We start from the raw sequence: 20,991 nt of genomic DNA on the forward strand, positions 1-20,991 counted from the left end.
GGCTCCCGTTAACAACGAGCAAAGTTAAGCAGTACAGAGCGACTGGCTCAAAGACTCATGCGCCGCATAGGATGCGACACCTGGACCAGCTTTCCGGCCCCAGAAACGACAAAGGCCAGAGCTGCAAGGCTGTGACCTATAGAAAAAAACGAGAGTTTTTGCAACTTGCAAACCTCACCAAACATTTCAGTATCTCTGCCCAAGGCCAGGTGAACTGCGGTCTGGCGTGTTATCGAGCCCAAGATGAAACCTTTTATACATCCCGGGCATTGACATCATTTCCAACGTTACCTGTCAGGACAGGATTACTTGCTGGCCTGCATATCGGTGCTGCGCATGGACAGAGCCACATGCTCGGCGGTCCCCATGGGAATCTCGCCAACCACAGTCACCATCACGACACCACGCGGCGTGGTGAGCCTGCGCGACACGGCGACCGTAGGCCCAAGCTGGGTACGAATATCCGTCGTCGAGCCATCGCTCACCGACTCGATGAATACCGAGAAACGCGCCAGGCCATCGCTGTACATCAGGCTGGAGACCAGAGCCTTCGAGGCAGGATCCTTGCGGGCGGCACTGCTGCTGAGCTCGAAACCTGGCGGCAGCCATTCGGAGCGCCACGCAACAGGCGCGCTTGAAGGCTCAGCCTTGGCCTTGACGGCACTCACCGCCTTGCAATCGGAACTGGGCTGCAGCGACGCTGCGGAAGGTGCGACTGTATCGAGCTCGGTAAACTGGAAGCGCTCCAGCAACTGCCCTTTCTCGCTCAACAGAAGAGACTTCAGAGGCAGACCGGTTTCGTTGTCCACATGCAACTCGATCCCGTAGCGGTGCTGGTCCTTGGGCGTAATGGCCACAATAGTAGCCGCCCGACCTGCAACTCTGGACTTGCCGACAATCGTCATGTCGTACCAGGCCGAGAGTTTTTGGGTATCGAAAATACGCGCAGTAGAATCGGAGGGATTGGCAACGCCCGAAACAAGCGTGCCACTGACACATTGCGTCAGACCATCAACACGCAAGACTTCCTGGGCAGAGCCATCGAGCTGTAGCAGCCTCTCACTGACCTTACCGTTACCAACACTGTGCCAGATACGGTGAGTGGAGAAGCTGCCGTTACGTTCGTAAACGAAAGTACCCTGGTAGCTCTGTTGCTGATTGGCTTGCGCAAGACGCTTGAACATGTCTTGCGCATCATCGGCATGCGCGGGAAGGGCAAGCCATCCACCTAGCAGAAGCGGTAATAGCGGGACGGCTCGCATGCTCTTCCTTAACGGTTTTCCAGACTTGCAGCACGTGCGTATGGCAGCGCGCTTTCAGTGCCCTTCAACGCTGCTTCCTGAGCGTGCTGACGCAGATAACCTGGCAGACGCTGATCGCCTTCACCGGCCTGACCCTGCAAGACGCCATTGGCCATAGGGCCGGTCTGCTCGGTCGGTTCGGTATAGCCGGCCAGTACTGCCGGGCCTTTCACTTGCGGCACGGACAGGTTAGCTGGCTGCTGAACCTGCTGGGCCAACTGGGCACCGGCGATTTCGTCCTGGTTATAGAGACGAACACCTGCCAGAACGGCGACAGTTACCGAAGCGGCAACGGCCAGACGGCCCAGAGTGCGCCACGGGCCACGAGCGACCTTCAGCGGGCTGACTTCATCGGCGATTGCGGCAGATACAGCAGCCGAAATATCCAGATGAGGCACCAGCAACTCTTTATGCATGGCTGCACGGGCTACCTGATAACGCGACCACGTTGCACGTGTCTCGGCGTCGTCAATGGCATTCAGTACCCGACGTAATTCCAACTCATCCGCTTCGTTATCCATCACTGCGGACAGCGATTCCTGCAGGGCTTCACGACTCATGGCGGTTTCCTCTCTTGGCTATCGCCGCTGTCTCAGGATTCCTGCAACAACGGCTGCAGGGCTTTGTCGATGGCTTCCCGAGCGCGGAAGATCCGGGAGCGCACGGTACCAACGGGACATTGCATGACGCTCGCAATGTCTTCGTAACTCAGACCATCGAATTCACGCAAAGTTAGTGCAGTGCGCAAATCTTCCGGGAGAAGCTGGATGGTCCGATGGACAGTGCCCTCGATCTCATCCCTCAACAATGCACGCTCTGGCGATTCGATGTCCTTGAGGCCATGATCGCCATCGTAGAACTCCGCATCTTCAGACCTTACATCGCTATCTGGTGGTCGCCGACCGCGCGACACCAAATAGTTTTTCGCCGTGTTGATGGCGATGCGGTACAGCCATGTATAGAAAGCACTGTCACCGCGAAAATTGCCGAGTGCACGATAGGCCTTGATAAAGGCTTCCTGTGCAACGTCTTGAGCCTCATGGGTGTCGTGCACGAATCGCACGATCAACCCTAGAATCTTGTGCTGATACTTCAGCACCAACAGATCAAATGCTCGCGTGTCACCGCGCTGAACGCGCTCGACAAGCTGCTGATCCTCTTCCTGGGTTAGCATGAACACTCCTCGTTGAGCATGGAGGGGTGTTGCATCAGCCATTGTTCAGGCTTGCAAACATAGACTCGGGCTTTTCGCAAAAGTTCTCCCCTTCCAAGCAAGTTTCCTGCAGGCAGTGATTAGACCTGCACGAAAAACGCAGCTCGACCAGGGTCGGCTGCGTGAATAGTCTTGTCGCCGGTCCCACTGTCGATGATCGATCGACTTCGTGCAGACCGGCGCTGTTCCTTTATAGGCAACCCGCTATTGAGCATAGGCCCGATTAAAAGTTCCCATGCTCATTCACAGGCGCAAGACACCTTTCTCCCGGAATCAGGCCAATGCTGCAGCCCTGATAAGCGACTCAATGGAAAACGGTATGCATGACATCAGGGACTGGCGCACAATCCTGTGCCGCAATAGTCTCAGATTGCCATAAAGGCGAGGCTATTGTGCCGATACCCCCTTACTTATACTAGGGCCTGTTGCCGTTTCAGCACGAACTCCATGACTGCGCAAAACAAAGCATGTCCACCCGATCCGTGGCATAGCGCAAAACCATATTGAAATCACAGAACCTGATGGCCGCCAAAGGCAGAATTCATAGATGAGTCAACATTTTCAGCACGATGTACTGGTGATTGGCAGCGGCGCGGCAGGGTTGAGTCTGGCGCTGACCCTTCCCGGACATTTGCGCATTGCCGTCCTGAGCAAGGGCGACCTGTCCAATGGCTCTACATTCTGGGCCCAGGGCGGCGTCGCGGCCGTGCTCGACGACACCGACACCGTACAATCCCATGTCGAAGACACCCTCAATGCCGGCGGCGGCCTGTGCAATGAAGAAGCGGTGCGCTTCACGGTCGAACACAGCCGTGAATCCATCCAGTGGCTGATCGACCAGGGCGTACCCTTTACCCGTGGCGACCACTCGGACACCGAAGAAAGCGGTTTTGAATTCCACCTGACCCGCGAAGGCGGCCACAGCCATCGCCGGATCATCCACGCGGCCGACGCGACCGGTGCCGCCATTTTCAAGACCCTGTTCGAACAGGCCAGCAAGCGCCCGAATATCGAGCTATTGGATCAGCGCGCCGCCATCGACCTGATCACCGAGCGACGCCTGGGCCTGACAGGCCAGCGCTGCCTGGGCGCCTACGTACTCAACCGCAAGACCGGAGAAGTCGACACCTACGGCGCGCGCTTCACCATTCTGGCCTCCGGCGGCGCAGCAAAGGTTTACCTCTATACCAGCAACCCGGACGGCGCCTGTGGCGACGGCATTGCCATGGCATGGCGTTCCGGCTGCCGGGTCGCCAATCTGGAGTTCAACCAGTTCCACCCGACCTGCCTGTATCACCCGCAGGCCAAGAGCTTTCTGATTACCGAAGCATTACGTGGCGAAGGCGCATATCTCAAGCTGCCCAACGGCGAGCGCTTCATGCCCCGCTTCGATGAGCGCGCCGAACTGGCCCCACGGGACATCGTTGCCCGGGCCATCGACCATGAAATGAAGCGTCTGGGCATCGATTGCGTCTATCTGGACATCAGTCACAAGCCTGAAGCCTTCATCAAGACCCACTTCCCGACGGTCTACGAGCGCTGCCTGGAATTCTCCATCGACATCACCCGACAGCCGATTCCGGTGGTGCCGGCCGCGCATTACACATGCGGCGGCGTGATGGTCGACAACAAGGGGCGCACCGACGTACCCGGCCTGTACGCCATTGGCGAGACCAGCTTCACCGGCTTGCACGGCGCCAACCGCATGGCCAGTAACTCGCTGCTTGAATGCTTTGTCTACGCACGCTCGGCGGCTGCGGACATCAAGGAGCAACTGACCAATATCCCGATGCCGGACAACCTGCCCGCCTGGGACGCCAGCCAGGTCACCGACTCGGACGAAGACGTGATCATTGCGCACAACTGGGACGAACTACGGCGCTTCATGTGGGACTATGTCGGCATCGTGCGCACCAACAAGCGCTTGCAGCGCGCCCAGCACCGGGTTCGTCTGCTGCTCGATGAAATCGATGAGTTCTACAGTAACTACAAGGTCAGCCGCGACCTGATCGAGCTGCGCAATCTGGCGCAGGTGGCCGAATTGATGATCCGCTCGGCGATGGAGCGCAAGGAAAGCCGAGGCCTGCATTACACCCTGGATTACCCGGACATGTTGCCTCAGGCGCTGGACACTATTCTGGTACCGCCCACCTACGCGGGCTGAACTTCAGGCGGACACGCAGGCGTCGGTGGGTATCCGGCGTCAGCGCGTCGCGGGGAATGCAGATGCTTTTTATGCAGCGCCCGGCTCGCCCCTCTTTTACGGGACGAAAGCGCAAAATGACGATCCATGGCAAAGCCAGGCTGTCACGACAGAGCTGCACAGGCTGCCAGCTGCCCTGTTCGCTCCACACTTGCCAGCCCTTGCGATCACGCCGCAAGGCGGTGACTGCCGAACGGCGCGCAAGCAGGATCGATCCGGGAATGACCCAAAAACCATGAGCCAGGCAAAACAGGGCGCCGAGCGCAGACGCCCAGCCGGGGATATCAAGCCAATACAGGGCAATGAGCGCCAGTAACTGAACGCTCAGATACCCGACCAACAGCAGGCGCGAGGCCTGCCAGTGGCACTCGAAACCATCACTTGGGCTGGACACGGTCCAGAATCATGCGAACCATGCGCTGCAATTCGGGATCTTCGGACTCGGCGCGCTGCATGAACCAGCCGAACATGTCCTGATCCTCGCAAGTGAGCAGGCGACGATAAAGGTCACGATCTTCCTGATTCAATTGCGGGTAGACTTCCCGGACAAACGGCACCAGCAGCACGTCCAGTTCAAGCATGCCGCGGCGGCTGTGCCAATAAAGGCGGTTGAGTTCGACGTCTTCGACCATGGAGCGCTCCTCAAAGTAGGCCGCGAGTATACAGGCGCGAGCCGGTTGAGCGAATTGCCCAATGGTCGCAGCAGTTTTCATATACCCATATTCACGACTCGGCACTATGATGTGCCCCAGACTTTTTCCTCTTGCGATGACCATGGCCCACTCAGCTTTCTTCAGCACGCTATCCCATGAGGGCATTCTTGCCGTTCGCGGCGTGGATGCCAGCAAATTCCTGCAAGGTCAATTGACCTGCAACCTCAACTACCTGAACGACGGCAAATCCAGCCTGGGTGCCCGCTGCACACAAAAAGGCCGCATGCAGTCGAGTTTCCGCATCGTGCTTGAAGGCGATGGCTGCCTGCTGGCAATGGCCAGCGAGCTGATCGAACCGCAACTGCTGGACCTGAAAAAATATGCGGTCTTCTCCAAATCCAAGCTGACCGACGAGAGCGCCGCCTGGGTGCGTTTCGGCCTGCAGGATGGCGATGGCACCCTGGTCAGCCTCGGGCTGGACCTGCCTCAGGACACTGACGCACTGGTGCGCGCCAACGATTTGCTTGCCATTCGTGTCTCCCCTGCCCGGGCCGAACTCTGGGTTCGTGCCGAACAGGCAGAAGAGGTGAAGTCGCGACTGGCCGCCCAACTGCCTGAAGGCCCGCTCAATGACTGGCTGCTGGGCCAGATCCGCGCCGGTATCGGTCAGGTCGTGGGCACCACTCGCGAAGAATTCATCCCGCAGATGATCAATCTGCAGGCAGTCGGCGGCGTCAGCTTCAAGAAAGGCTGTTACACCGGCCAGGAAATCGTCGCCCGCATGCAGTATCTTGGCAAACTCAAGCGCAGGCTTTATCGCCTGACACTTGAAGCCAGCGAGCTTCCTGAACCCGGCACGTCGCTGTTCTCACCTGTACACAACAGCGCCGTGGGCAATGTCGTTATCGCGGCCAGTGCCGAACAAGGCATCGAGTTGCTAGCGGTGCTGCAGGCCGATGCTGCTGAAAGCGGCAACCTTCATCTCGGCTCGCCAGACGGACCCACCCTGCAATTGAGCGAACTGCCCTATACCCTGGACAGCAAGCTCGAAACCCAGCGTTAAGTCACGCAGCGAACACCCGCGCGCTACAACTGTCACAAAAGTTATCAGGCCTCCTGACGCTCACCCGGCGCCAGGCGGTCTGAACACCCCTAACGGCTGCGAGATGCAACATGAGCAAGATGGCTGACGAGGTGCAGAGAAACCTGATCAAGGCAATCGATAGAGATGCCTTGTTTCTGCCTACCCTGCCAGAGGTAGCCTTGAAGATCCGTATGGCTGCCGAGAACACCGAAATAAGCATTGCCGAACTGAGCAGAGTCATCGGCAGTGACACCGCCCTGTCCGCACGCCTGATCAAGGTTGCAAACAGCCCGCTGCTGCGTGCCAACTTTGAAGTCAGCGACGTGAACACCGCGATCCGTCGCCTGGGGGTCAATTACACCTGTAACCTGGCCATCGGGCTTGTGGTCGAGCAGATGTTTCACGCCAAGTCGGAAGTCGTCGAACAGAAGATGCGGGAAATCTGGAAACAGAGCCTGCAAGTGGCCGGGATCAGCTACACCCTCTGTCATCGTCACACCAACCTGAAGCCGGATCAGGCGACGCTCGCCGGACTGATTCACCTGATCGGCATCCTGCCGATCCTGACGTATGCCGAGGACCATTTCGACCTGCTGTCCGACGCAATCAGTCTCAACCATGTGATCGACAACATTCACCCGATCATTGGCGAGCGCCTGCTGCGCTCATGGGACTTCCCGGAACCGCTGGCGGCCGTCCCTGCGCAGTTCCAGGACTTCACACGCGTGTCCAAAAGTGCCGACTACATCGACCTGGTGCAGGTCGCGACTATCCATATCCACAAGAACACCACTCACCCCTTCAGCCAGATCGACATTGTCGACCTGCCAGCCTTTCATCAATTGGAACTGAATGTGGCAGGCGGACTGCTGAGTGCGGAAATGGACGAAGCCATGGGCATGCTTTACTGATAGGCCGCAAAGCTGACCCGGACCTTAAGACCACGCTGCGCCCCGTCATGCAGGGATATCTGCGCCAGATGGGCGCGGCAGATCTCACCGACTATCGCCAGCCCCAGGCCTGAACCGCTGCCCTGCTGATTGCGGCGGTAGAAACGCTCGAAGACCCGCTCACGGTCTTCTTGCGGAATGCCCGAGCCATCGTCTTCGACCTCAAGAACGCATGGCGCATAGACTCGCAGCACAACGTTGCCGCCCACCGGCGTATGCGCCAGGGCATTGTCGATCAGGTTACTCAGCAACTCATTGAGCAACGTCGGCTCGCCCCGTAACCAGACCGGCTCATCAGCCTCAAGCGCCAGCGCCACGCCACGGGAATGGGCCAGTGGGGCCATGGCCATGCCCAGTTCACGCGCCAGCTGGCTCAGATCCAGCTTCTGCACGCCGCCTTCGGCAATCGCACGAGCACCGTTCTCGATGCGCGCCAGCGACAACAACTGGTTGGCCAGAGACGTCAGTCGATCTGTGCCCTGAGCAGCCGCTTCAAGGGTTGAACGCCACTGCACCGGGTCGGAATCACGTAAACCCAACTCGACCCGCGCCTTGAGCGCAGCCAGTGGTGTGCGCAACTCATGGGCCGCATCGGCAATAAACTGCGCCTGACGCTCGAACTGCAAACGCAGGCGCTCAGTGAAGTGGTTGAGCGCACTCACCAGTGGACGCAGTTCACGCTGCACCTCAACCATGGGCAACGCGCGCAGGTCATCGGGTTGTCGCTCTTCCACTGCCGTACGCAATCGTTCCAGCGGACGCAAGGTAGAGCTGACCGTGATCCAGACTAACAGCAAGGCCCCACCGCCCAGCATGCCGAGGCGCAGCAAGGTGTCCGCCATCAGGCTTCGGGCCATGCGCACCCTGGCCTCCTGGGTTTCAGCCACGCGAATTTCCGCCATCCCGTTCATACCGGGTTCGCTGACCGGCTTGAGCAGGCTGACCACCCGCACATCCTGGCCCAGGTAAACCCCGTTGTAGAACTTGGCGAGTGCCGGGTAATCGTCGGTGCGCAAGGTTCCGGGAGGCGGAGAAGGCAGGTTTTCATAGCCTGAAATCAACGTCTTGTTGATGTCGTTGACCAGGTAATAAATACGACCTTCGCTGTCGTAGGCAAAGGTATCGAGGGCCACATAAGGCACATCGGCACTCAGCGTGCCGTCACGCTGGGTCAGGCCGGCCGCGATGGTTCTTGCCGAAGCCAGCAACGTGCGGTCGTAGGCCGTGTCGGCTACTTCCCGCCCATTCCAGTAGGCACTCATGCCGCTGGCCAGCATCAGCACGATCAGCAGCAATGCCAGGTTCCATAACAGTCGCCAACGCAGGCTGTCGTTATGCATCGCGATTTTCCAGCAGGTAACCCAGGCCACGGAAAGTCACGATCGCGATGGGATGGCCATCGAGTTTCTTGCGCAGGCGATGCACGTAGATTTCGATGGCATCCGGGCTGGCTTCTTCATCAAGACCAAACACCTGGGCCGCCAGTTGCTCCTTGCTCATCACCCGGCCCGGCCTGGCAATCAGCACTTCGAGCACGGCCTGCTCACGGGAGGTCAGCGTCAGCAGGTCGCTGCCCAGAGTGAAGCGTCTGGTGTCCAGGTCATAGGCCAGCACACCACAGCGCTGCTGCCGCTCACCACCCAGAACACTGCGACGCAGCAGAGCCTTGACCCGCGCCTCCAGCTCCGAAAGCTCGAATGGTTTGGCCAGATAGTCATCGGCCCCCAGATTGAGGCCGTGGACCCGATCCTTCACATCGCTGCGTGCGGTCAGCATCAGCACCGGCAGGTTCTTGCCCCGCGCCCGCAGACGACCCAGCACTTCAAACCCGTCCAGACGCGGCAGCCCTACATCGAGGATTGCCACTGCATATTCCTCACTGCTCAAGGCCAGGTCGGCGGCCACGCCATCGTGCAGTACATCAACGTTCAAACCCGCGTTCTTGAGCGCCTGGGCGATACTTTCAGCCAATTGCAGATGGTCTTCGACGAGAAGAACACGCATCGCCGTCTCCTGAATCATGAATGTTGTAATGAGGGCACGAAGACGAAGTGTACAGGCGTGCCACAACCTGTGAAGCATTGAAACAACTGGAGGCTATTGAGTAGACACCTGAAAGATAGTTGAAAGGTTTATGAAAGGTTCACCATTTAGCATCGCGATACGACCCGCAAAAATGGGTACGTAAATAAAGGCGCCCGGATGCGTCTGTAAAATAAAAACAATAAACGGAGTCAACAATGTCCAAGCCATCCCAGGCTTTGCAAACCGTCTACCGTGTAGAGCCCTCGACCACCTCACTCCAGCCCTGCGAACCCACATCCCGCTTGCGATGCACTCATTTGCGTCAACGATAAAACGTGTCGCTCAGCAGTACATTCGACACAAATCGTACTGAACAGCTTCTCTAATCCAAAAACAAAAAACGTTTCAGGAGACTGACCATGATTTTATCCTTGCGTCATTTGAGCCTGGCCGCCGGTTGCATGCTGGTTGCTACCCAATTGTTCGCCGCAGAGCCCAAGCGCCCGGAATGCATCGCGCCGGCCTCGCCGGGCGGTGGCTTCGACCTGACCTGCAAGCTGGTGCAAAGCGCCCTGATCAACGAAAAAATCCTGAGCACCCCGATGCGTGTGACGTACATGCCTGGCGGTGTTGGTGCCGTGGCCTACAACGCAGTGGTCGCCCAGCGTCCAGCCGATGCGGGAACACTGGTGGCATGGTCCAGCGGCTCGCTGCTCAATCTGGCACAAGGCAAGTTCGGCCGTTTCGATGAAAATGCCGTGCGCTGGCTCGCGGCAGTAGGCACCAGTTATGGCGCCATCGCGGTCAAGAGCGATTCGCCTTACAAAAACCTCGATGACTTGGTGCAAGCCCTCAAGACCGACCCGAGCAAAGTGGTGATCGGTTCCGGCGGCACCGTCGGCAGCCAGGACTGGATGCAGACCGCACTGATCGCCAAAGCCGCCGGCATCAACCCTCGCGCCCTGCGCTATGTTGCGCTGGAAGGCGGAGGTGAAATTGCGACCGCCCTGCTCGGCGGCCACATTCAGGTGGGCAGTACCGATATTTCCGACTCCATGCCCCACATCCTGAGCGGTGACATGCGCCTGCTGGCAGTGTTCGCCGAGAAGCGCATCGACGAGCCGGAAATGAAAGACATTCCGACCGCCAAGGAACAAGGCTACGACATCGTCTGGCCTGTTGTTCGCGGTTTCTATGTCGGCCCCAAAGTCAGCGATGAAGCCTACGAATGGTGGAAAGCCTCCTTCGACAAGATCCTGGCCTCGGAGGATTTCGCCAAGCTGCGCGACCAGCGCGAGCTGTTCCCCTTCGCCATGACCGGCGCGGAGCTGGACACCTACGTCAAGAAACAGGTTGCGGACTACAAGATGCTGGCCAAGGAATTCGGCCTGATTCAGTGATTGTTGAACTCAATTGACTGACGACCCGTTGCGCCTGCCCGGCAGGCGCAAAACAGGAGCTTCCCATGGTCTTGCAACGCATTTTCGCTGCTGCACTGTTACTGGTATGCGCAGGCCTGACGCTGATGGCCTGGCCGTATCAGGCCCCGTTTTCCTATGAACCTGTAGGCCCTCGCGCCTTCCCGCTGTTGATGCTCGGGCTGATGGGCCTGGCGTTGCTGTACCTGCTGTTTCGCCCGACGCCCATCGTGCATTCCGAAGACGAACCGCCTCTGGATCGCGAAACCCTGATCAAGATCGGCACCTGCATCGCACTGTTGCTGGTGTTCGCCGGTCTGTTCGAGCCTCTGGGTTTCATCCTCAGCAGCATCCTGATCGGCATTCCCATGGCGCGCCTGTATGGCGGTCGCTGGGTGCCCGGCATCGTCGTCGTGACCCTGATGAGCGTCGGCCTTTATCTGCTGTTCGATAAAGCCATGGACGTCCCCTTGCCTTTGGGCCTGCTCAGCGTTCTGGAGAATTGATATGGATACTTTCAGCTATCTGGGTCAGGGATTCGGTGTCGCCCTCACGCCTTACAACCTGATCACGGCACTGTCCGGCACCTTGATCGGCACCGTCGTCGGCCTGCTGCCGGGCCTTGGCCCGATCAACGGCGTCGCGCTGTTGATTCCCATCGCATTCGCACTGGGCCTGCCACCTGAATCGGCACTGATTCTCCTGGCTGCGGTGTATCTGGGTTGTGAATACGGCGGCCGCATCAGCTCGATCCTGCTGAACATCCCCGGCGAAGCCTCTACCGTGATGACCACGCTGGACGGTTATCCCATGGCCCGCAAGGGACTGGCAGGTGTCGCCTTGTCGCTGTCGGCCTGGAGTTCATTCATCGGGGCGTTCATCGCCACCTGCGGCATGGTGCTGTTTGCGCCATTGCTGGCCAAGTGGGCGATAGCCTTCGGCCCGGCGGAATACTTCGTGCTGATGGTCTTTGCGATTGTCTGCCTGGGCGGTATGGCGGGTGATAGGCCGCTCAAGACCTTTATTGCGGCACTGATCGGCCTGTTCCTGTCAGCCGTCGGTATCGATGCCAACAGCGGCGTGTACCGTTTCACCGGTGACAACATTCACCTGACTGACGGCATTCAGTTCGTGGTGCTGGTGCTGGGCCTGTTTTCCATCAGCGAGATTCTGTTGCTGCTGGAGAAAACCCATCGCGGCCAGGAAGCCGTGAAAGCCACCGGGCGCATGCTGTTCAACTTCAAGGAAGCTTCGGCGGTGTTCATCGTGAACATTCGTTGCGGCCTGCTCGGTTTCGGCCTGGGCGTATTGCCGGGCGCCGGTGCAACGCTGGCCAGCGCCGTGGCCTACATGACCGAAAAACGCATTGCCGGCCCAAGCGGCAAGTTCGGCCAGGGCGACATGCGCGGCCTCGCAGCCCCGGAAACCGCCATCGGTGCAACCGCTTGCGGCGCGCTGGTGCCGATGCTGACTCTGGGTGTTCCGGGTTCCGGCACCACGGCGGTGATGATCGGCGCCCTGTCGCTGTACAACATCACGCCCGGCCCGATGCTGTTCCAGCAGCAACCGGACATTGTCTGGGGCTTGATCGCCTCGTTGTTCATCGCCAACATCATGCTGGTGATTCTCAACATCCCGATGATCCGCATCTTCACCCGCATCCTTGCCGTACCGAACTGGGCGCTGGTGCCGGTGATCGCGATCATTACCGCGATTGGCGTCTATGCCGTGCATGCCACGACCTTCGACCTGTTCCTGATGGTGGGTATCGGTATCTTCGGCTACATCCTGCGCAAACTGGACTTCCCGCTGTCGCCGATCCTGCTCGGTTTCATTCTGGGTGGTTTGATGGAGCAGAATCTGCGACGTGCGCTGTCGATCTCCAATGGCGCGCTGGAAATCCTGTGGGCCAGCCCGATCAGCATCGGTGTCTGGATCGTGACGATTTTCATGCTGCTGTTCCCGCTGTACCGGATCTGGCGCAAGCGCTCCAGGCAGTCGCGCGCACTGGCCGATGTCTGACCGGTCCTTTCGTAGCTGGTGGGGAACCCCGCTGGTCGGCCTGCTTGGCGGATACCTCGCCAGCCAGGTCGGCTGGCCTTTGCCATGGATGATCGGCTCGTTGCTGGCGATCATCCTGGTCCGCTGTCTGACACCCTGGCAACTGACGCAAATCCCCGGCGGACGCAAAGTCGGGCAACTGATCATCGGCATCGGGATTGGCCTGCACTTTACCCCGGTAGTCATCGAGCAAGTACTGGAACACTTCGGTCTGATTGTGCTCGGGGCGCTGGTGACCAGTCTTTCCAGCGTGGTCAGCGTCTGGCTGATGCTACGTACCGGGGAAGATCGTCCTACGGCGTTTTTCTCAAGCATGCCGGGCGGCTCGGGGGAGATGGTCAATCTCGGCGCACGCAATGGTGCGACCCTCAGCAGTGTTGCTGCCGCTCAAAGCCTGCGGGTGCTGGCGGTGGTGCTGTGTGTACCGGCGATCTTCAAATACCTGCTGGGTGACGGCACTCCAGCGCTGCATGCCACAACGGTGGACTGGCGATGGTTGTTGTTTCTGCTGCCCGCGGGCGCGGTACTGGCTTTTCTCTGGCAACGCCTCAAACAACCCAATCCCTGGCTATTCGGGCCTCTGCTGCTCAGTTCAGTGGTCAGTGTCGCCTGGGACTTGAAAATCGGACTGCCCAACGGGGCCAGCCAGCTTGGTCAACTGCTGATCGGCAGCGGCCTGGGCTGTCACTTCAATCGTGAGTTCTTCAGGCGGGCACCGTCCTTTCTCGGACGCACGCTAGTGGGGACAGCCCTGACCATGCTGATCGCAGCCCTCGCCGCACTGGGCTTGAGCACCCTCACCCACCTGGACCTGCGCTCCCTGACCCTGGGCATGATGCCAGGCGGCATCGCCGAAATGAGCCTGACAGCCGAGGTGCTGCAACTCTCGGTGCCACTGGTGACAGCAATGCAGGTCATGCGGTTATTGTTTGTGATGTTTCTGGCAGAGCCGTTGTATCGGCGCTGGGATAGGAGATAGGAGCTGCAAGCTTTTGACTTGAGGCTTGCGGCCTTCCCTACTCAAATATCCGACAGCCTCCAATCAATCGGCGCCAGCCCATTCTGCTCCAGATACTTGTTGGCGCGACCAAAATGCCCGTTACCCAGGAAGCCTTTATAGGCCGACAACGGCGACGGGTGAACCGAAGTCAGTACCAGATGCTTGGTGGCGTCCACCAGCTTCTGCTTGCTCTGCGCATGGGAACCCCACAACAGGAAGACCAGATTCGGCTGATGGGCGCTGACGACTTCGATGACCTTGTCGGTGAAATGCTGCCAGCCCTTGCCAGCATGAGAAGCCGCATTGGCCCGCTGCACAGTCAGGGTGGTGTTGAGCATCAGCACGCCCTGATCGGCCCAGGCTTGCAGGCAGCCGTGGTTGGGGATATCAATGTTCAAGTCGCGCTTCAACTCCTTGAAGATATTCACCAGCGAAGGCGGCGCAGGCACGCCGGGTTGTACCGAAAAACACAAGCCATGGGCCTGACCCGGGCCGTGATACGGGTCCTGGCCGAGAATCACGACTTTCACCTGATCCAGCGGCGTCGAGTTGAGCGCATTGAAGATCAGCGGCCCCGGCGGATAGATTTCCTTGCCTTCGACATGTTCCTGGCGCAGGAACTCACGCAGTTGCGACATGTAAGGTTTTTCAAACTCATCGCGCAGCGCCTGCTTCCAGCTGGGCTCAAGTTTGATACGGTCATCGCTTGTCATGGTCATACCCGGTAAAAACACTGCGCGACACTAGGAAAGCTGGCTGCCAATGTCAAATGCGCAGCAGCAAACCAGCAGTTTTCTACACTGGATGGCAGAACGTCGTTTGTAACTGCCTACGAGAGAGTCATGATGAATCTGCAATTTGAAGAGCTGCACGGGCAAGATGGCGCCCGGATCGGCATCGCCAGCCTGGATGCCGAAACATCGCTCAATGCCCTGTCGCTGCCAATGATTCTAGCCCTTCAGGACAAGCTCGCGGCCTGGGCAGACGACCCGCAGATCGTGTGCGTCCTGCTGCGCGGCAACGGGCCGAAAGCCTTTTGTGCCGGCGGCGAGGTGCGCTCACTGGCCGAAGCCTGTCGCGAGGCTCCGGGCACCGTGCCACCTCTGGCGGCCAGCTTCTTTGCGGCGGAATATCGCCTGGACTACAGCCTCCACACCTACCCCAAACCCTTGATTTGCTGGGGCCATGGCTATGTTCTGGGGGGCGGCATGGGATTGCTGCAAGGTGCCAGCATTCGCATCGTAACCCCGAGCAGCCGTCTGGCGATGCCCGAAATCAGCATCGGCCTGTATCCGGATGTAGGTGCCAGCTGGTTTCTGTCTCAACTGCCAGGGAAGCTGGGCCTGTTTCTGGGACTGACCGGCGCTCACATCAATGGCCGTGACGCGCTGGATCTGGACCTGGCCGATCGTTTCCTGCTCGACGAACAGCAAGACGTGCTGATCGAAAGCCTGCTGCAACTGAACTGGCAGGAACAGACCGACGTACAGCTCAACAGCCTGCTCAAGGCCCTGCAACAGGAAGCCCTCCCCCGCTTGCCAGCCGCCCAGTGGCTGCCGCGCAGGGAACAGATCGATGAATTACTGGATGTCGGGAATCTGCCCGGTGCCTGGAATGCCATCGGACATCTGCAACATCAGGACGACGCGCTGCTGGCTCATTGCGCGAAAAACCTACTGGAGGGCTGCCCGTTGACCGCTCATCTGATCTGGGAACAGATCCGTCGAGGCAGGTATCTGTCACTGGCCCAGGTGTTCCAGATGGAATACGCCATGAGCCTCAACTGCTGCAGTCATCCGGAGTTCAACGAAGGTGTGCGGGCGCGACTGATCGACAAGGACCACGCGCCACATTGGCACTGGCAAGATGTGGCCAGGATACCGAGAGCAGTGATTGATGCTCACTTCTCAAAGGCTTGGGAGGGAAGGCATCCGCTGGCGGATTTGTCATAACTATCCAGGTATCGCCAGGCAGGAGCGAATTCATTCGCGAATGAATTCGCTCCTGGGGGGTTAGCAATCAATAACGGCCATCACCCCGGCCTCGATCCCATGACCGGCCGCCTCCGCGGTAGTCATTGCGATAGTCGTTACGGTAGTTGTTCCGGTAACCGTCATTGCCACGGAACCTGTTGTCACGCCATCCGTGGCCCGGTGGCCGACCGGGGTTGTAATAGCGCGGTTGCGGTGGAGGACCGTAGTAGCGCGGCTGAGGCGGTGGCGCGTAATAACGCGGTGGCTGGCTGTAGTAATAGCGTGGCTGAGGCGCTACATAAATGCGCCGCTCCTGATAATAGGAAGAGCGGTAACCGTTGTCATAAGCATACCCTCCAGCGACGACCGTCGTCGGTTGTGTGTACACCTCGGATTCGTAGTAACCAGGACCTGCATAGCAACCTGTCATGAACAGAGCCAGAAAAGCGATGAGCAAGGGTCTTCGATACATGGCGGCCTCCTTGGACCGCGATTGGGCACAACCAGCGACGCTGGTCGGCGTCTGCACATTGGGTCAGCAGACGATTAATCAGACAGCAAAAAGGCCATCTAGTGCGAGACTCCCCCTGTCCACCCGTCCCATCAGATAGTAGCAAAATGGCTCGCAAGCCCTTGATAAACAAGGCCACGGGGCCCCGCACCCCTTCGGCACAAAGATGCTACAAAACATTTCAACCCCGGACGCCTCATCACGGTGCAAACCCGCACCAGCACAAGGCAATCCCGGGCAGGAAAATCGTGTCCTTTTTCCAACACCCATGGAGAAACAAGGCTTGTAGCAAGTTGGCACAACTCTCGCTTAACGATTGATGTGCAGGAGTCAACACAGCTTCGCGGCACCACAATTTGCAATAGCCGACTAGGGTTCCGGCTTGCCGACAGGTAAGTGGCTGGTCCGAGAGTTGGCGACCTCCAGTAGAGGTTACACGGCGGGATAAAAGCCCGGGAGACAGGACACCAGTGGTGTCGAGTTGCTCCTGGCCGCCCCTTTCACTACTGGAGGTTTATTCAGCATGCACAAGCCCAAGTCCCGCCTGTCCGGTCTGCTCGCAGCAGGCCTCATCGCTGCATTGAGCCTCTCGGCACAAGCCGCCCCCAAAGATCACTTCAACGTCTGCTGGACCATTTACGCGGGCTGGATGCCGTGGGAATACGCCGGCACTCAAGGCATCGTCGACAAATGGGCGAAGAAATACGGCATCAAGATCGATATCACCCAGCTCAACGATTACGTCGAATCGATCAATCAGTACACCGCCGGTCAGTTCGACGGCTGCACCATGACCAACATGGATGCCCTGACCATTCCGGCTGCCGGAGGCGTTGAAAGCACAGCGCTGATCGTCAGCGACTTTTCAAACGGCAATGACGGCATCGTGATCAAGGGCGAAGGCAAGACCGTCGCCGACCTCAAAGGCATGGACGTCAATCTGGTCGAGCTGTCGGTTTCCCACTACCTGCTGGCCCGTGCGCTGGACAGCGCAAACCTCACCGAAAAAGACCTCAAGGTGGTCAACACCTCGGACGCCGATATCTCGGCAGCCTTCAACACCGATGAAGTGAAAGCCGTCACCACCTGGAACCCGATGCTTTCGGATATCAAGGCCAGGCCCGGCGTCACGCAAGTCTTCGATTCGAGCAAGATCCCTGGCGAAATCATGGACATGATGGTGGTCAACACCCAGACCCTGAAAGACAACCCGGCCCTGGGCAAAGCTCTGACCGGCGCATGGTTTGAAGTGGTTGCCCTGATGAACGCCAAGTCGGCGGCCAGCAAGGCGGCACTGGAGCACATGGCCAAGGCGTCGGGCACCGACCTGGCGGGCTTCCAGTCGCAGCTCGACACCACCCGGCTGTTTGCCACGCCACAGGAAGCACTGACGTTCGCCACCAGCGCGCAACTGCCAGACACCATGCGCAAGGTCGCCAGTTTCTCCTTCGATCATGGCTTGCTGGGCGAAGGTGCCCGAGATGCAGGCGCCGTGGGCATGTCGTTCGCCAATGGCGTGACTGAAGGCGACAAGGCCAACCTCAAGCTGCACTTCGACCCCAGCTACGTGCAGATGGCCGTCGACAACAAGCTGTAAAACGCACCCAGTCCAAAGGTCATTGCCATGCGCTTGATAAATCGACATCCGGATCGGGCAGGTCGCCTGATTCTGGTGATCCTGCCATTCGCCCTGCTGCTGTTCGCCTATTTCACAGGCTCGGCGACGCGGCTGATGGAAAACCCCAACGACAAACTGCTGCCCAGCGCGGTGCAGATGGCCGATGCGGTCAAGCGTATGGCCTTCACCGAGGACGCGCGCACCGGCAGCTACCTGCTTTGGCAGGACACCGGTTCCAGCCTGCAACGGCTGGCCATCGGGCTGGGAGTCAGCGCCTTGCTGGGCCTGTGCCTGGGGATTGCGTCGGGCATTCTGCCGCTCTTCGGCGCGCCACTCTCGCCGTTACTGACAGTGTTGTCGATGGTGCCGCCGCTGGCGATTCTACCGATTCTGTTCATTGTTTTCGGGCTGGGAGAGTTATCGAAAGTGATGCTGATTGTTATCGGCATCACGCCGATCCTGGCCCGGGATCTGGAACAGCGCGCACGGGAAATCCCCGTGGAATTGCTGATCAAAGCGCAAACCCTCGGCGCCTCGACCTGGACGCTGATCCTGAGGGTGATCCTGCCGCAACTGCTGCCACGCCTGTTGATCGCCTTGCGGCTGGTACTGGGATCTGCCTGGCTGTTCCTGATCGCGGCCGAAGCCATCGCGTCCACTGACGGGCTGGGCTACCGGATTTTCCTGGTGCGCCGCTATCTGGCCATGGACGTGATTCTGCCTTACGTGGTCTGGATCACTCTGCTCGCCTGGCTGATGGACTGGGGCCTGAAAGCACTGACCCGCCGTGCATTCCCCTGGTATGAAGGAGCACGAGGATGAGCTTCATTTGTGTACGCAATGTCTGGCAGCAATACGACGATCAGGTGGTACTCGAAGGCTTGAACCTGGACGTGGCCGAGGGTGAGTTCTGCACCCTGGTCGGAGCCTCGGGCTGTGGCAAGTCCACTTTTCTGCGCCTGCTGCTGGGCCAGGAAATCCCCAGTCGTGGCTCTATCACTATGGACGGCAAGGCTCTGGCCAGCGAGCCGGATCCAAGCCGTGGCGTGGTCTTCCAGCGCTACTCGGTGTTCCCGCACCTGAGCGTGCTGGACAACGTAGCGCTGGGTCTGGAACTGCCGAACGCACCTTTGCTCGGACGCTTGTTCGGCCAGGCCAAGCGCGATGCCCGGGAACAGGCGGCCGTGCTGCTGCACAAAGTCGGGCTGGGCCACGCGCTGGACAAATACCCGACCCAACTGTCCGGCGGCATGCAACAACGGCTGGCCATTGCTCAGGCGTTGATCATGAAGCCTCGTGTCCTGCTGCTGGACGAGCCGTTCGGCGCGCTGGACCCCGGCATTCGCAAGGACATGCACAACCTGCTGCTGGAGCTGTGGCAGGAAACGAAGCTGACCGTGTTCATGGTCACCCACGACCTGTCCGAAGGCTTCAACCTCGGCACCCGCCTGATGGTGTTCGACAAGGTGCGCCAAGACCCGCACGCCCCCGGCGCCTATGGCGCACGCATCACTTACGACATCCCCTTGAACAGCGACCGCCGTGCTGCACGCGCGGCCCTCGACTCGCTGCAAACGGCTTGAAAGGAGCCCGACTCATGACTGACTCAACCACCCTCTTTCCCGTGTTCGCCGAAGAACTTCTGCCTGGCGGAGCCCATCGCTCATTCGTGCTCAAGCGCGGCGAGCTGCTACGCCTTACAGACCTGAACGGCAATGCCAATGTCAGCCTGACGCTGCTCAATGCCCATGAAAAGACCGAACGCCTGAACCTGCCCGACAGCCTCAAGTGCCAACACACCGCCAAGCTCACCAGCGGCCACTGCCTGTACTCGGACATGGGTCGTGTGCTGGCAGCGATCACTGCTGACACCTGCGGCTGGAGCGACAGCCTCGGCGGCGTACTCAACGCGGCGGAAGTCGAAGAGAAATACGGCATGGGCCGCTATCAGGAACTGCGCAATGGTTTCTTCCGCAATGGCGTCGACAACCTGCTGGTAGAGCTGGGCAAATGGGGGTTGGGCCTGTCCGACCTGCTGATGACCCTGAACCTGTTCAGCAGGGTCAATGTGGACGAGGCTGGCAGCCTGCATTTCGTGCCGGACAACTCGAAAGCTGGCGACTACATCGAGCTGTATGCGCCGATGGACACCCTGGTGGTCCTCACTGCCCTGCAACACCCTATGGACCCCACCCCCAAGTACGCCCCGCAGCCTGTGAAGCTGAGCTGGATGAAAGCCGACGCCAGCGTGGCCGAACACTGCCGCACGTCGCGCCCGGAAAACGAGCGTGGCTTTATAAACACCGACCGTCTGTTCGCCTGAGGAGGCCTTGCCATGCATTCAACTCAACATTGCTGCGACGCCACCATCCCTGCTGGCGAGCCGTTTCTGGCCGAGGTCAAGGCCGGACAGACCGTGCGCATTCTCGACCTGGAAGGCAATCAGGCCGTCGATACCCTGTTCTACAGCCTGGCCAACCCACGCGAGCGCTATGACGTACAACGCACCTTGCGTCGCCAGAACAGCGTGTACCTGACCACCGGCAGCGTGCTGTATTCCAACCTCGGCCAGCCGATGCTGACCATCGTCGACGATACCTGCGGACGTCATGACACCCTTGGCGGGGCCTGCGCCCAGGAAAGCAATACCGTGCGCTATGCCCTGGACAAACTGCACATGCACAGTTGCCGGGACAACTACCTGCGTGCCTGCGCCCATGACGGTCGCCTGGGCAAAGGCGACATCGGCCCGAACATCAATTTCTTCATGAATGTCCCGGTGACCGCCGAGGGTGGCCTGACTTTCGAGGACGGCATTTCCGCGCCCGGCAAGTACGTCGAGCTGCGCGCCGAGATGGATGTGATCGTGCTGATCTCCAACTGCCCGCAACTGAACAACCCCTGCAACGGCTACAACCCGACTCCGGCCCGGCTGCTGATTCGCGACTGAATCCAGAAAATCGAGCCCTCCACAACGGACG

The 20,991-nt window shown here is 59.3% G+C and carries 22 protein-coding genes and 1 riboswitch; of the genes, 13 read left to right on the forward strand and 9 right to left on the reverse strand.

Annotated elements, in window-relative coordinates:
* Positions 1 to 305 precede the first annotated feature (305 nt).
* Genes KGD89_RS20180 through rpoE form a run of 3 tightly spaced genes read right to left on the reverse strand, consistent with a single transcriptional unit; the run spans position 306 to position 2,475 of the window.
* Positions 306 to 1,262, reverse strand: a complete 957-nt coding sequence (locus tag KGD89_RS20180) for a MucB/RseB C-terminal domain-containing protein (RefSeq protein ID WP_025261577.1) — start codon at positions 1,260 to 1,262, stop codon at positions 306 to 308.
* An 8-nt stretch (positions 1,263 to 1,270) separates the two neighbouring features.
* Positions 1,271 to 1,861 (reverse strand): RseA family anti-sigma factor, encoded by a 591-nt coding sequence (locus tag KGD89_RS20185; RefSeq protein ID WP_025261578.1) that lies wholly within the window; start codon positions 1,859 to 1,861, stop codon positions 1,271 to 1,273.
* Between the two features lie 32 nt (positions 1,862 to 1,893).
* The gene (gene rpoE, locus KGD89_RS20190) at positions 1,894 to 2,475 is read right to left on the reverse strand and encodes an RNA polymerase sigma factor RpoE (protein WP_002554912.1); all 582 of its coding nucleotides are present in this window, start codon (positions 2,473 to 2,475) and stop codon (positions 1,894 to 1,896) included.
* Between the two features lie 586 nt (positions 2,476 to 3,061).
* Here rpoE and nadB point away from each other — a divergent pair.
* The gene (nadB, locus tag KGD89_RS20195; RefSeq protein WP_025261579.1) at positions 3,062 to 4,678 is read left to right on the forward strand and encodes an L-aspartate oxidase; all 1,617 of its coding nucleotides are present in this window, start codon (positions 3,062 to 3,064) and stop codon (positions 4,676 to 4,678) included.
* Here the strand turns inward: nadB and KGD89_RS20200 are convergent.
* Positions 4,647 to 5,111 (reverse strand): protein YgfX, encoded by a 465-nt coding sequence (locus KGD89_RS20200; RefSeq protein ID WP_025261580.1) that lies wholly within the window; start codon positions 5,109 to 5,111, stop codon positions 4,647 to 4,649. The genes nadB and KGD89_RS20200 overlap by 32 nt on opposite strands.
* On the reverse strand, positions 5,095 to 5,349 hold the full coding sequence (locus KGD89_RS20205) for an FAD assembly factor SdhE (protein WP_025261581.1): 255 nt from the start codon (positions 5,347 to 5,349) through the stop codon (positions 5,095 to 5,097). Before KGD89_RS20205 ends, KGD89_RS20200 begins: the two co-directional genes overlap by 17 nt.
* 142 nt (positions 5,350 to 5,491) lie before the next feature.
* Between KGD89_RS20205 and ygfZ the strand changes: the two genes are divergently transcribed.
* Both ygfZ and KGD89_RS20215 read left to right on the forward strand, forming a co-directional pair.
* A complete protein-coding gene (ygfZ, locus tag KGD89_RS20210; RefSeq protein ID WP_038400011.1) occupies positions 5,492 to 6,433 on the forward strand; it encodes a CAF17-like 4Fe-4S cluster assembly/insertion protein YgfZ in 942 nt (313 codons plus the stop codon).
* A 110-nt stretch (positions 6,434 to 6,543) separates the two neighbouring features.
* Positions 6,544 to 7,365 (forward strand): HDOD domain-containing protein, encoded by an 822-nt coding sequence (locus tag KGD89_RS20215; RefSeq protein ID WP_025261583.1) that lies wholly within the window; start codon positions 6,544 to 6,546, stop codon positions 7,363 to 7,365.
* Here KGD89_RS20215 and KGD89_RS20220 read toward each other — a convergent pair.
* Positions 7,359 to 8,744: a sensor histidine kinase gene (locus KGD89_RS20220; protein ID WP_025261584.1), complete on the reverse strand. Its 1,386-nt coding sequence runs from the start codon at positions 8,742 to 8,744 to the stop codon at positions 7,359 to 7,361. The genes KGD89_RS20215 and KGD89_RS20220 overlap by 7 nt on opposite strands.
* Complete coding sequence (locus tag KGD89_RS20225) at positions 8,737 to 9,408, reverse strand: response regulator (RefSeq protein ID WP_025261585.1); 672 nt, start codon at positions 9,406 to 9,408, stop codon at positions 8,737 to 8,739. Before KGD89_RS20225 ends, KGD89_RS20220 begins: the two co-directional genes overlap by 8 nt.
* A gap of 434 nt (positions 9,409 to 9,842) precedes the next feature.
* Here KGD89_RS20225 and KGD89_RS20230 point away from each other — a divergent pair, with 434 nt between their 5' ends.
* The 4 genes from KGD89_RS20230 (at position 9,843) to KGD89_RS20245 (ending at position 13,887) form a co-directional block, all read left to right on the forward strand.
* The gene (locus tag KGD89_RS20230; protein ID WP_162883702.1) at positions 9,843 to 10,829 is read left to right on the forward strand and encodes a Bug family tripartite tricarboxylate transporter substrate binding protein; all 987 of its coding nucleotides are present in this window, start codon (positions 9,843 to 9,845) and stop codon (positions 10,827 to 10,829) included.
* Positions 10,830 to 10,894: 65 nt separating this feature from the next.
* Positions 10,895 to 11,353, forward strand: a complete 459-nt coding sequence (locus KGD89_RS20235) for a tripartite tricarboxylate transporter TctB family protein (protein WP_025261587.1) — start codon at positions 10,895 to 10,897, stop codon at positions 11,351 to 11,353.
* 1 nt (position 11,354) lies between these two features.
* Positions 11,355 to 12,869, forward strand: coding sequence for a tripartite tricarboxylate transporter permease (locus KGD89_RS20240; RefSeq protein WP_025261588.1), 1,515 nt, complete (start codon positions 11,355 to 11,357; stop codon positions 12,867 to 12,869).
* The gene (locus KGD89_RS20245) at positions 12,862 to 13,887 is read left to right on the forward strand and encodes an AbrB family transcriptional regulator (protein WP_038400013.1); all 1,026 of its coding nucleotides are present in this window, start codon (positions 12,862 to 12,864) and stop codon (positions 13,885 to 13,887) included. The genes KGD89_RS20240 and KGD89_RS20245 overlap by 8 nt, the downstream gene beginning before the upstream one ends.
* A gap of 41 nt (positions 13,888 to 13,928) precedes the next feature.
* On the opposite strand, the gene ung is transcribed toward KGD89_RS20245, so the two are convergent.
* The gene (gene ung / locus KGD89_RS20250) at positions 13,929 to 14,621 is read right to left on the reverse strand and encodes a uracil-DNA glycosylase (RefSeq protein ID WP_025261589.1); all 693 of its coding nucleotides are present in this window, start codon (positions 14,619 to 14,621) and stop codon (positions 13,929 to 13,931) included.
* 132 nt (positions 14,622 to 14,753) lie between these two features.
* On the opposite strand from ung, the gene KGD89_RS20255 reads away from it, so the two are divergent.
* Complete coding sequence (locus KGD89_RS20255; protein ID WP_025261590.1) at positions 14,754 to 15,860, forward strand: enoyl-CoA hydratase/isomerase family protein; 1,107 nt, start codon at positions 14,754 to 14,756, stop codon at positions 15,858 to 15,860.
* 67 nt (positions 15,861 to 15,927) lie between these two features.
* Here the strand turns inward: KGD89_RS20255 and KGD89_RS20260 are convergent, their stop codons facing one another.
* Positions 15,928 to 16,269, reverse strand: a complete 342-nt coding sequence (locus tag KGD89_RS20260) for a hypothetical protein (RefSeq protein ID WP_025261591.1) — start codon at positions 16,267 to 16,269, stop codon at positions 15,928 to 15,930.
* Between the two features lie 481 nt (positions 16,270 to 16,750).
* Positions 16,751 to 16,853: riboswitch (guanidine-I (ykkC/yxkD leader) on the forward strand.
* 62 nt (positions 16,854 to 16,915) lie between these two features.
* Between KGD89_RS20260 and KGD89_RS20265 the strand changes: the two genes are divergently transcribed.
* Genes KGD89_RS20265 through KGD89_RS20285 form a run of 5 tightly spaced genes read left to right on the forward strand, consistent with a single transcriptional unit; the run spans position 16,916 to position 20,960 of the window.
* Complete coding sequence (locus tag KGD89_RS20265) at positions 16,916 to 17,989, forward strand: putative urea ABC transporter substrate-binding protein (protein ID WP_025261592.1); 1,074 nt, start codon at positions 16,916 to 16,918, stop codon at positions 17,987 to 17,989.
* A 27-nt stretch (positions 17,990 to 18,016) separates the two neighbouring features.
* Positions 18,017 to 18,832 carry an ABC transporter permease gene (locus KGD89_RS20270; RefSeq protein ID WP_025261593.1) on the forward strand — a complete coding sequence of 272 codons (816 nt, stop codon included), beginning with the start codon at positions 18,017 to 18,019 and terminating at the stop codon, positions 18,830 to 18,832.
* Positions 18,829 to 19,593, forward strand: coding sequence for an ABC transporter ATP-binding protein (locus KGD89_RS20275; RefSeq protein WP_025261594.1), 765 nt, complete (start codon positions 18,829 to 18,831; stop codon positions 19,591 to 19,593). Before KGD89_RS20270 ends, KGD89_RS20275 begins: the two co-directional genes overlap by 4 nt.
* 14 nt (positions 19,594 to 19,607) lie before the next feature.
* A complete protein-coding gene (locus KGD89_RS20280) occupies positions 19,608 to 20,333 on the forward strand; it encodes an urea amidolyase associated protein UAAP1 (RefSeq protein ID WP_025261595.1) in 726 nt (241 codons plus the stop codon).
* Positions 20,334 to 20,345: 12 nt separating this feature from the next.
* Positions 20,346 to 20,960, forward strand: a complete 615-nt coding sequence (locus KGD89_RS20285) for an urea amidolyase associated protein UAAP2 (protein WP_025261596.1) — start codon at positions 20,346 to 20,348, stop codon at positions 20,958 to 20,960.
* Positions 20,961 to 20,991: the final 31 nt, after the last annotated feature.

The organism is Pseudomonas cichorii (assembly GCF_018343775.1).
Classification (GTDB): Bacteria; Pseudomonadota; Gammaproteobacteria; order Pseudomonadales; family Pseudomonadaceae; genus Aquipseudomonas; species Aquipseudomonas cichorii.

What these genes read in the sequence shown, in the direction of transcription:
- KGD89_RS20180 (WP_025261577.1), bottom strand. Translation starts at nt 1,262, where the DNA reads ATGCGAGCCGTCCCGCTATTACCGCTTCTGCTAGGTGGATGGCTTGCC.
- KGD89_RS20185 (WP_025261578.1), bottom strand. Translation starts at nt 1,861, where the DNA reads ATGAGTCGTGAAGCCCTGCAGGAATCGCTGTCCGCAGTGATGGATAAC.
- rpoE (WP_002554912.1), bottom strand. Translation starts at nt 2,475, where the DNA reads ATGCTAACCCAGGAAGAGGATCAGCAGCTTGTCGAGCGCGTTCAGCGC.
- nadB (WP_025261579.1), top strand. Translation starts at nt 3,062, where the DNA reads ATGAGTCAACATTTTCAGCACGATGTACTGGTGATTGGCAGCGGCGCG.
- KGD89_RS20205 (WP_025261581.1), bottom strand. Translation starts at nt 5,349, where the DNA reads ATGGTCGAAGACGTCGAACTCAACCGCCTTTATTGGCACAGCCGCCGC.
- ygfZ (WP_038400011.1), top strand. Translation starts at nt 5,492, where the DNA reads ATGGCCCACTCAGCTTTCTTCAGCACGCTATCCCATGAGGGCATTCTT.
- KGD89_RS20215 (WP_025261583.1), top strand. Translation starts at nt 6,544, where the DNA reads ATGAGCAAGATGGCTGACGAGGTGCAGAGAAACCTGATCAAGGCAATC.
- KGD89_RS20220 (WP_025261584.1), bottom strand. Translation starts at nt 8,744, where the DNA reads ATGCATAACGACAGCCTGCGTTGGCGACTGTTATGGAACCTGGCATTG.
- KGD89_RS20225 (WP_025261585.1), bottom strand. Translation starts at nt 9,408, where the DNA reads ATGCGTGTTCTTCTCGTCGAAGACCATCTGCAATTGGCTGAAAGTATC.
- KGD89_RS20235 (WP_025261587.1), top strand. Translation starts at nt 10,895, where the DNA reads ATGGTCTTGCAACGCATTTTCGCTGCTGCACTGTTACTGGTATGCGCA.
- KGD89_RS20240 (WP_025261588.1), top strand. Translation starts at nt 11,355, where the DNA reads ATGGATACTTTCAGCTATCTGGGTCAGGGATTCGGTGTCGCCCTCACG.
- KGD89_RS20245 (WP_038400013.1), top strand. Translation starts at nt 12,862, where the DNA reads ATGTCTGACCGGTCCTTTCGTAGCTGGTGGGGAACCCCGCTGGTCGGC.
- ung (WP_025261589.1), bottom strand. Translation starts at nt 14,621, where the DNA reads ATGACAAGCGATGACCGTATCAAACTTGAGCCCAGCTGGAAGCAGGCG.
- KGD89_RS20255 (WP_025261590.1), top strand. Translation starts at nt 14,754, where the DNA reads ATGAATCTGCAATTTGAAGAGCTGCACGGGCAAGATGGCGCCCGGATC.
- KGD89_RS20265 (WP_025261592.1), top strand. Translation starts at nt 16,916, where the DNA reads ATGCACAAGCCCAAGTCCCGCCTGTCCGGTCTGCTCGCAGCAGGCCTC.
- KGD89_RS20270 (WP_025261593.1), top strand. Translation starts at nt 18,017, where the DNA reads ATGCGCTTGATAAATCGACATCCGGATCGGGCAGGTCGCCTGATTCTG.
- KGD89_RS20275 (WP_025261594.1), top strand. Translation starts at nt 18,829, where the DNA reads ATGAGCTTCATTTGTGTACGCAATGTCTGGCAGCAATACGACGATCAG.
- KGD89_RS20280 (WP_025261595.1), top strand. Translation starts at nt 19,608, where the DNA reads ATGACTGACTCAACCACCCTCTTTCCCGTGTTCGCCGAAGAACTTCTG.
- KGD89_RS20285 (WP_025261596.1), top strand. Translation starts at nt 20,346, where the DNA reads ATGCATTCAACTCAACATTGCTGCGACGCCACCATCCCTGCTGGCGAG.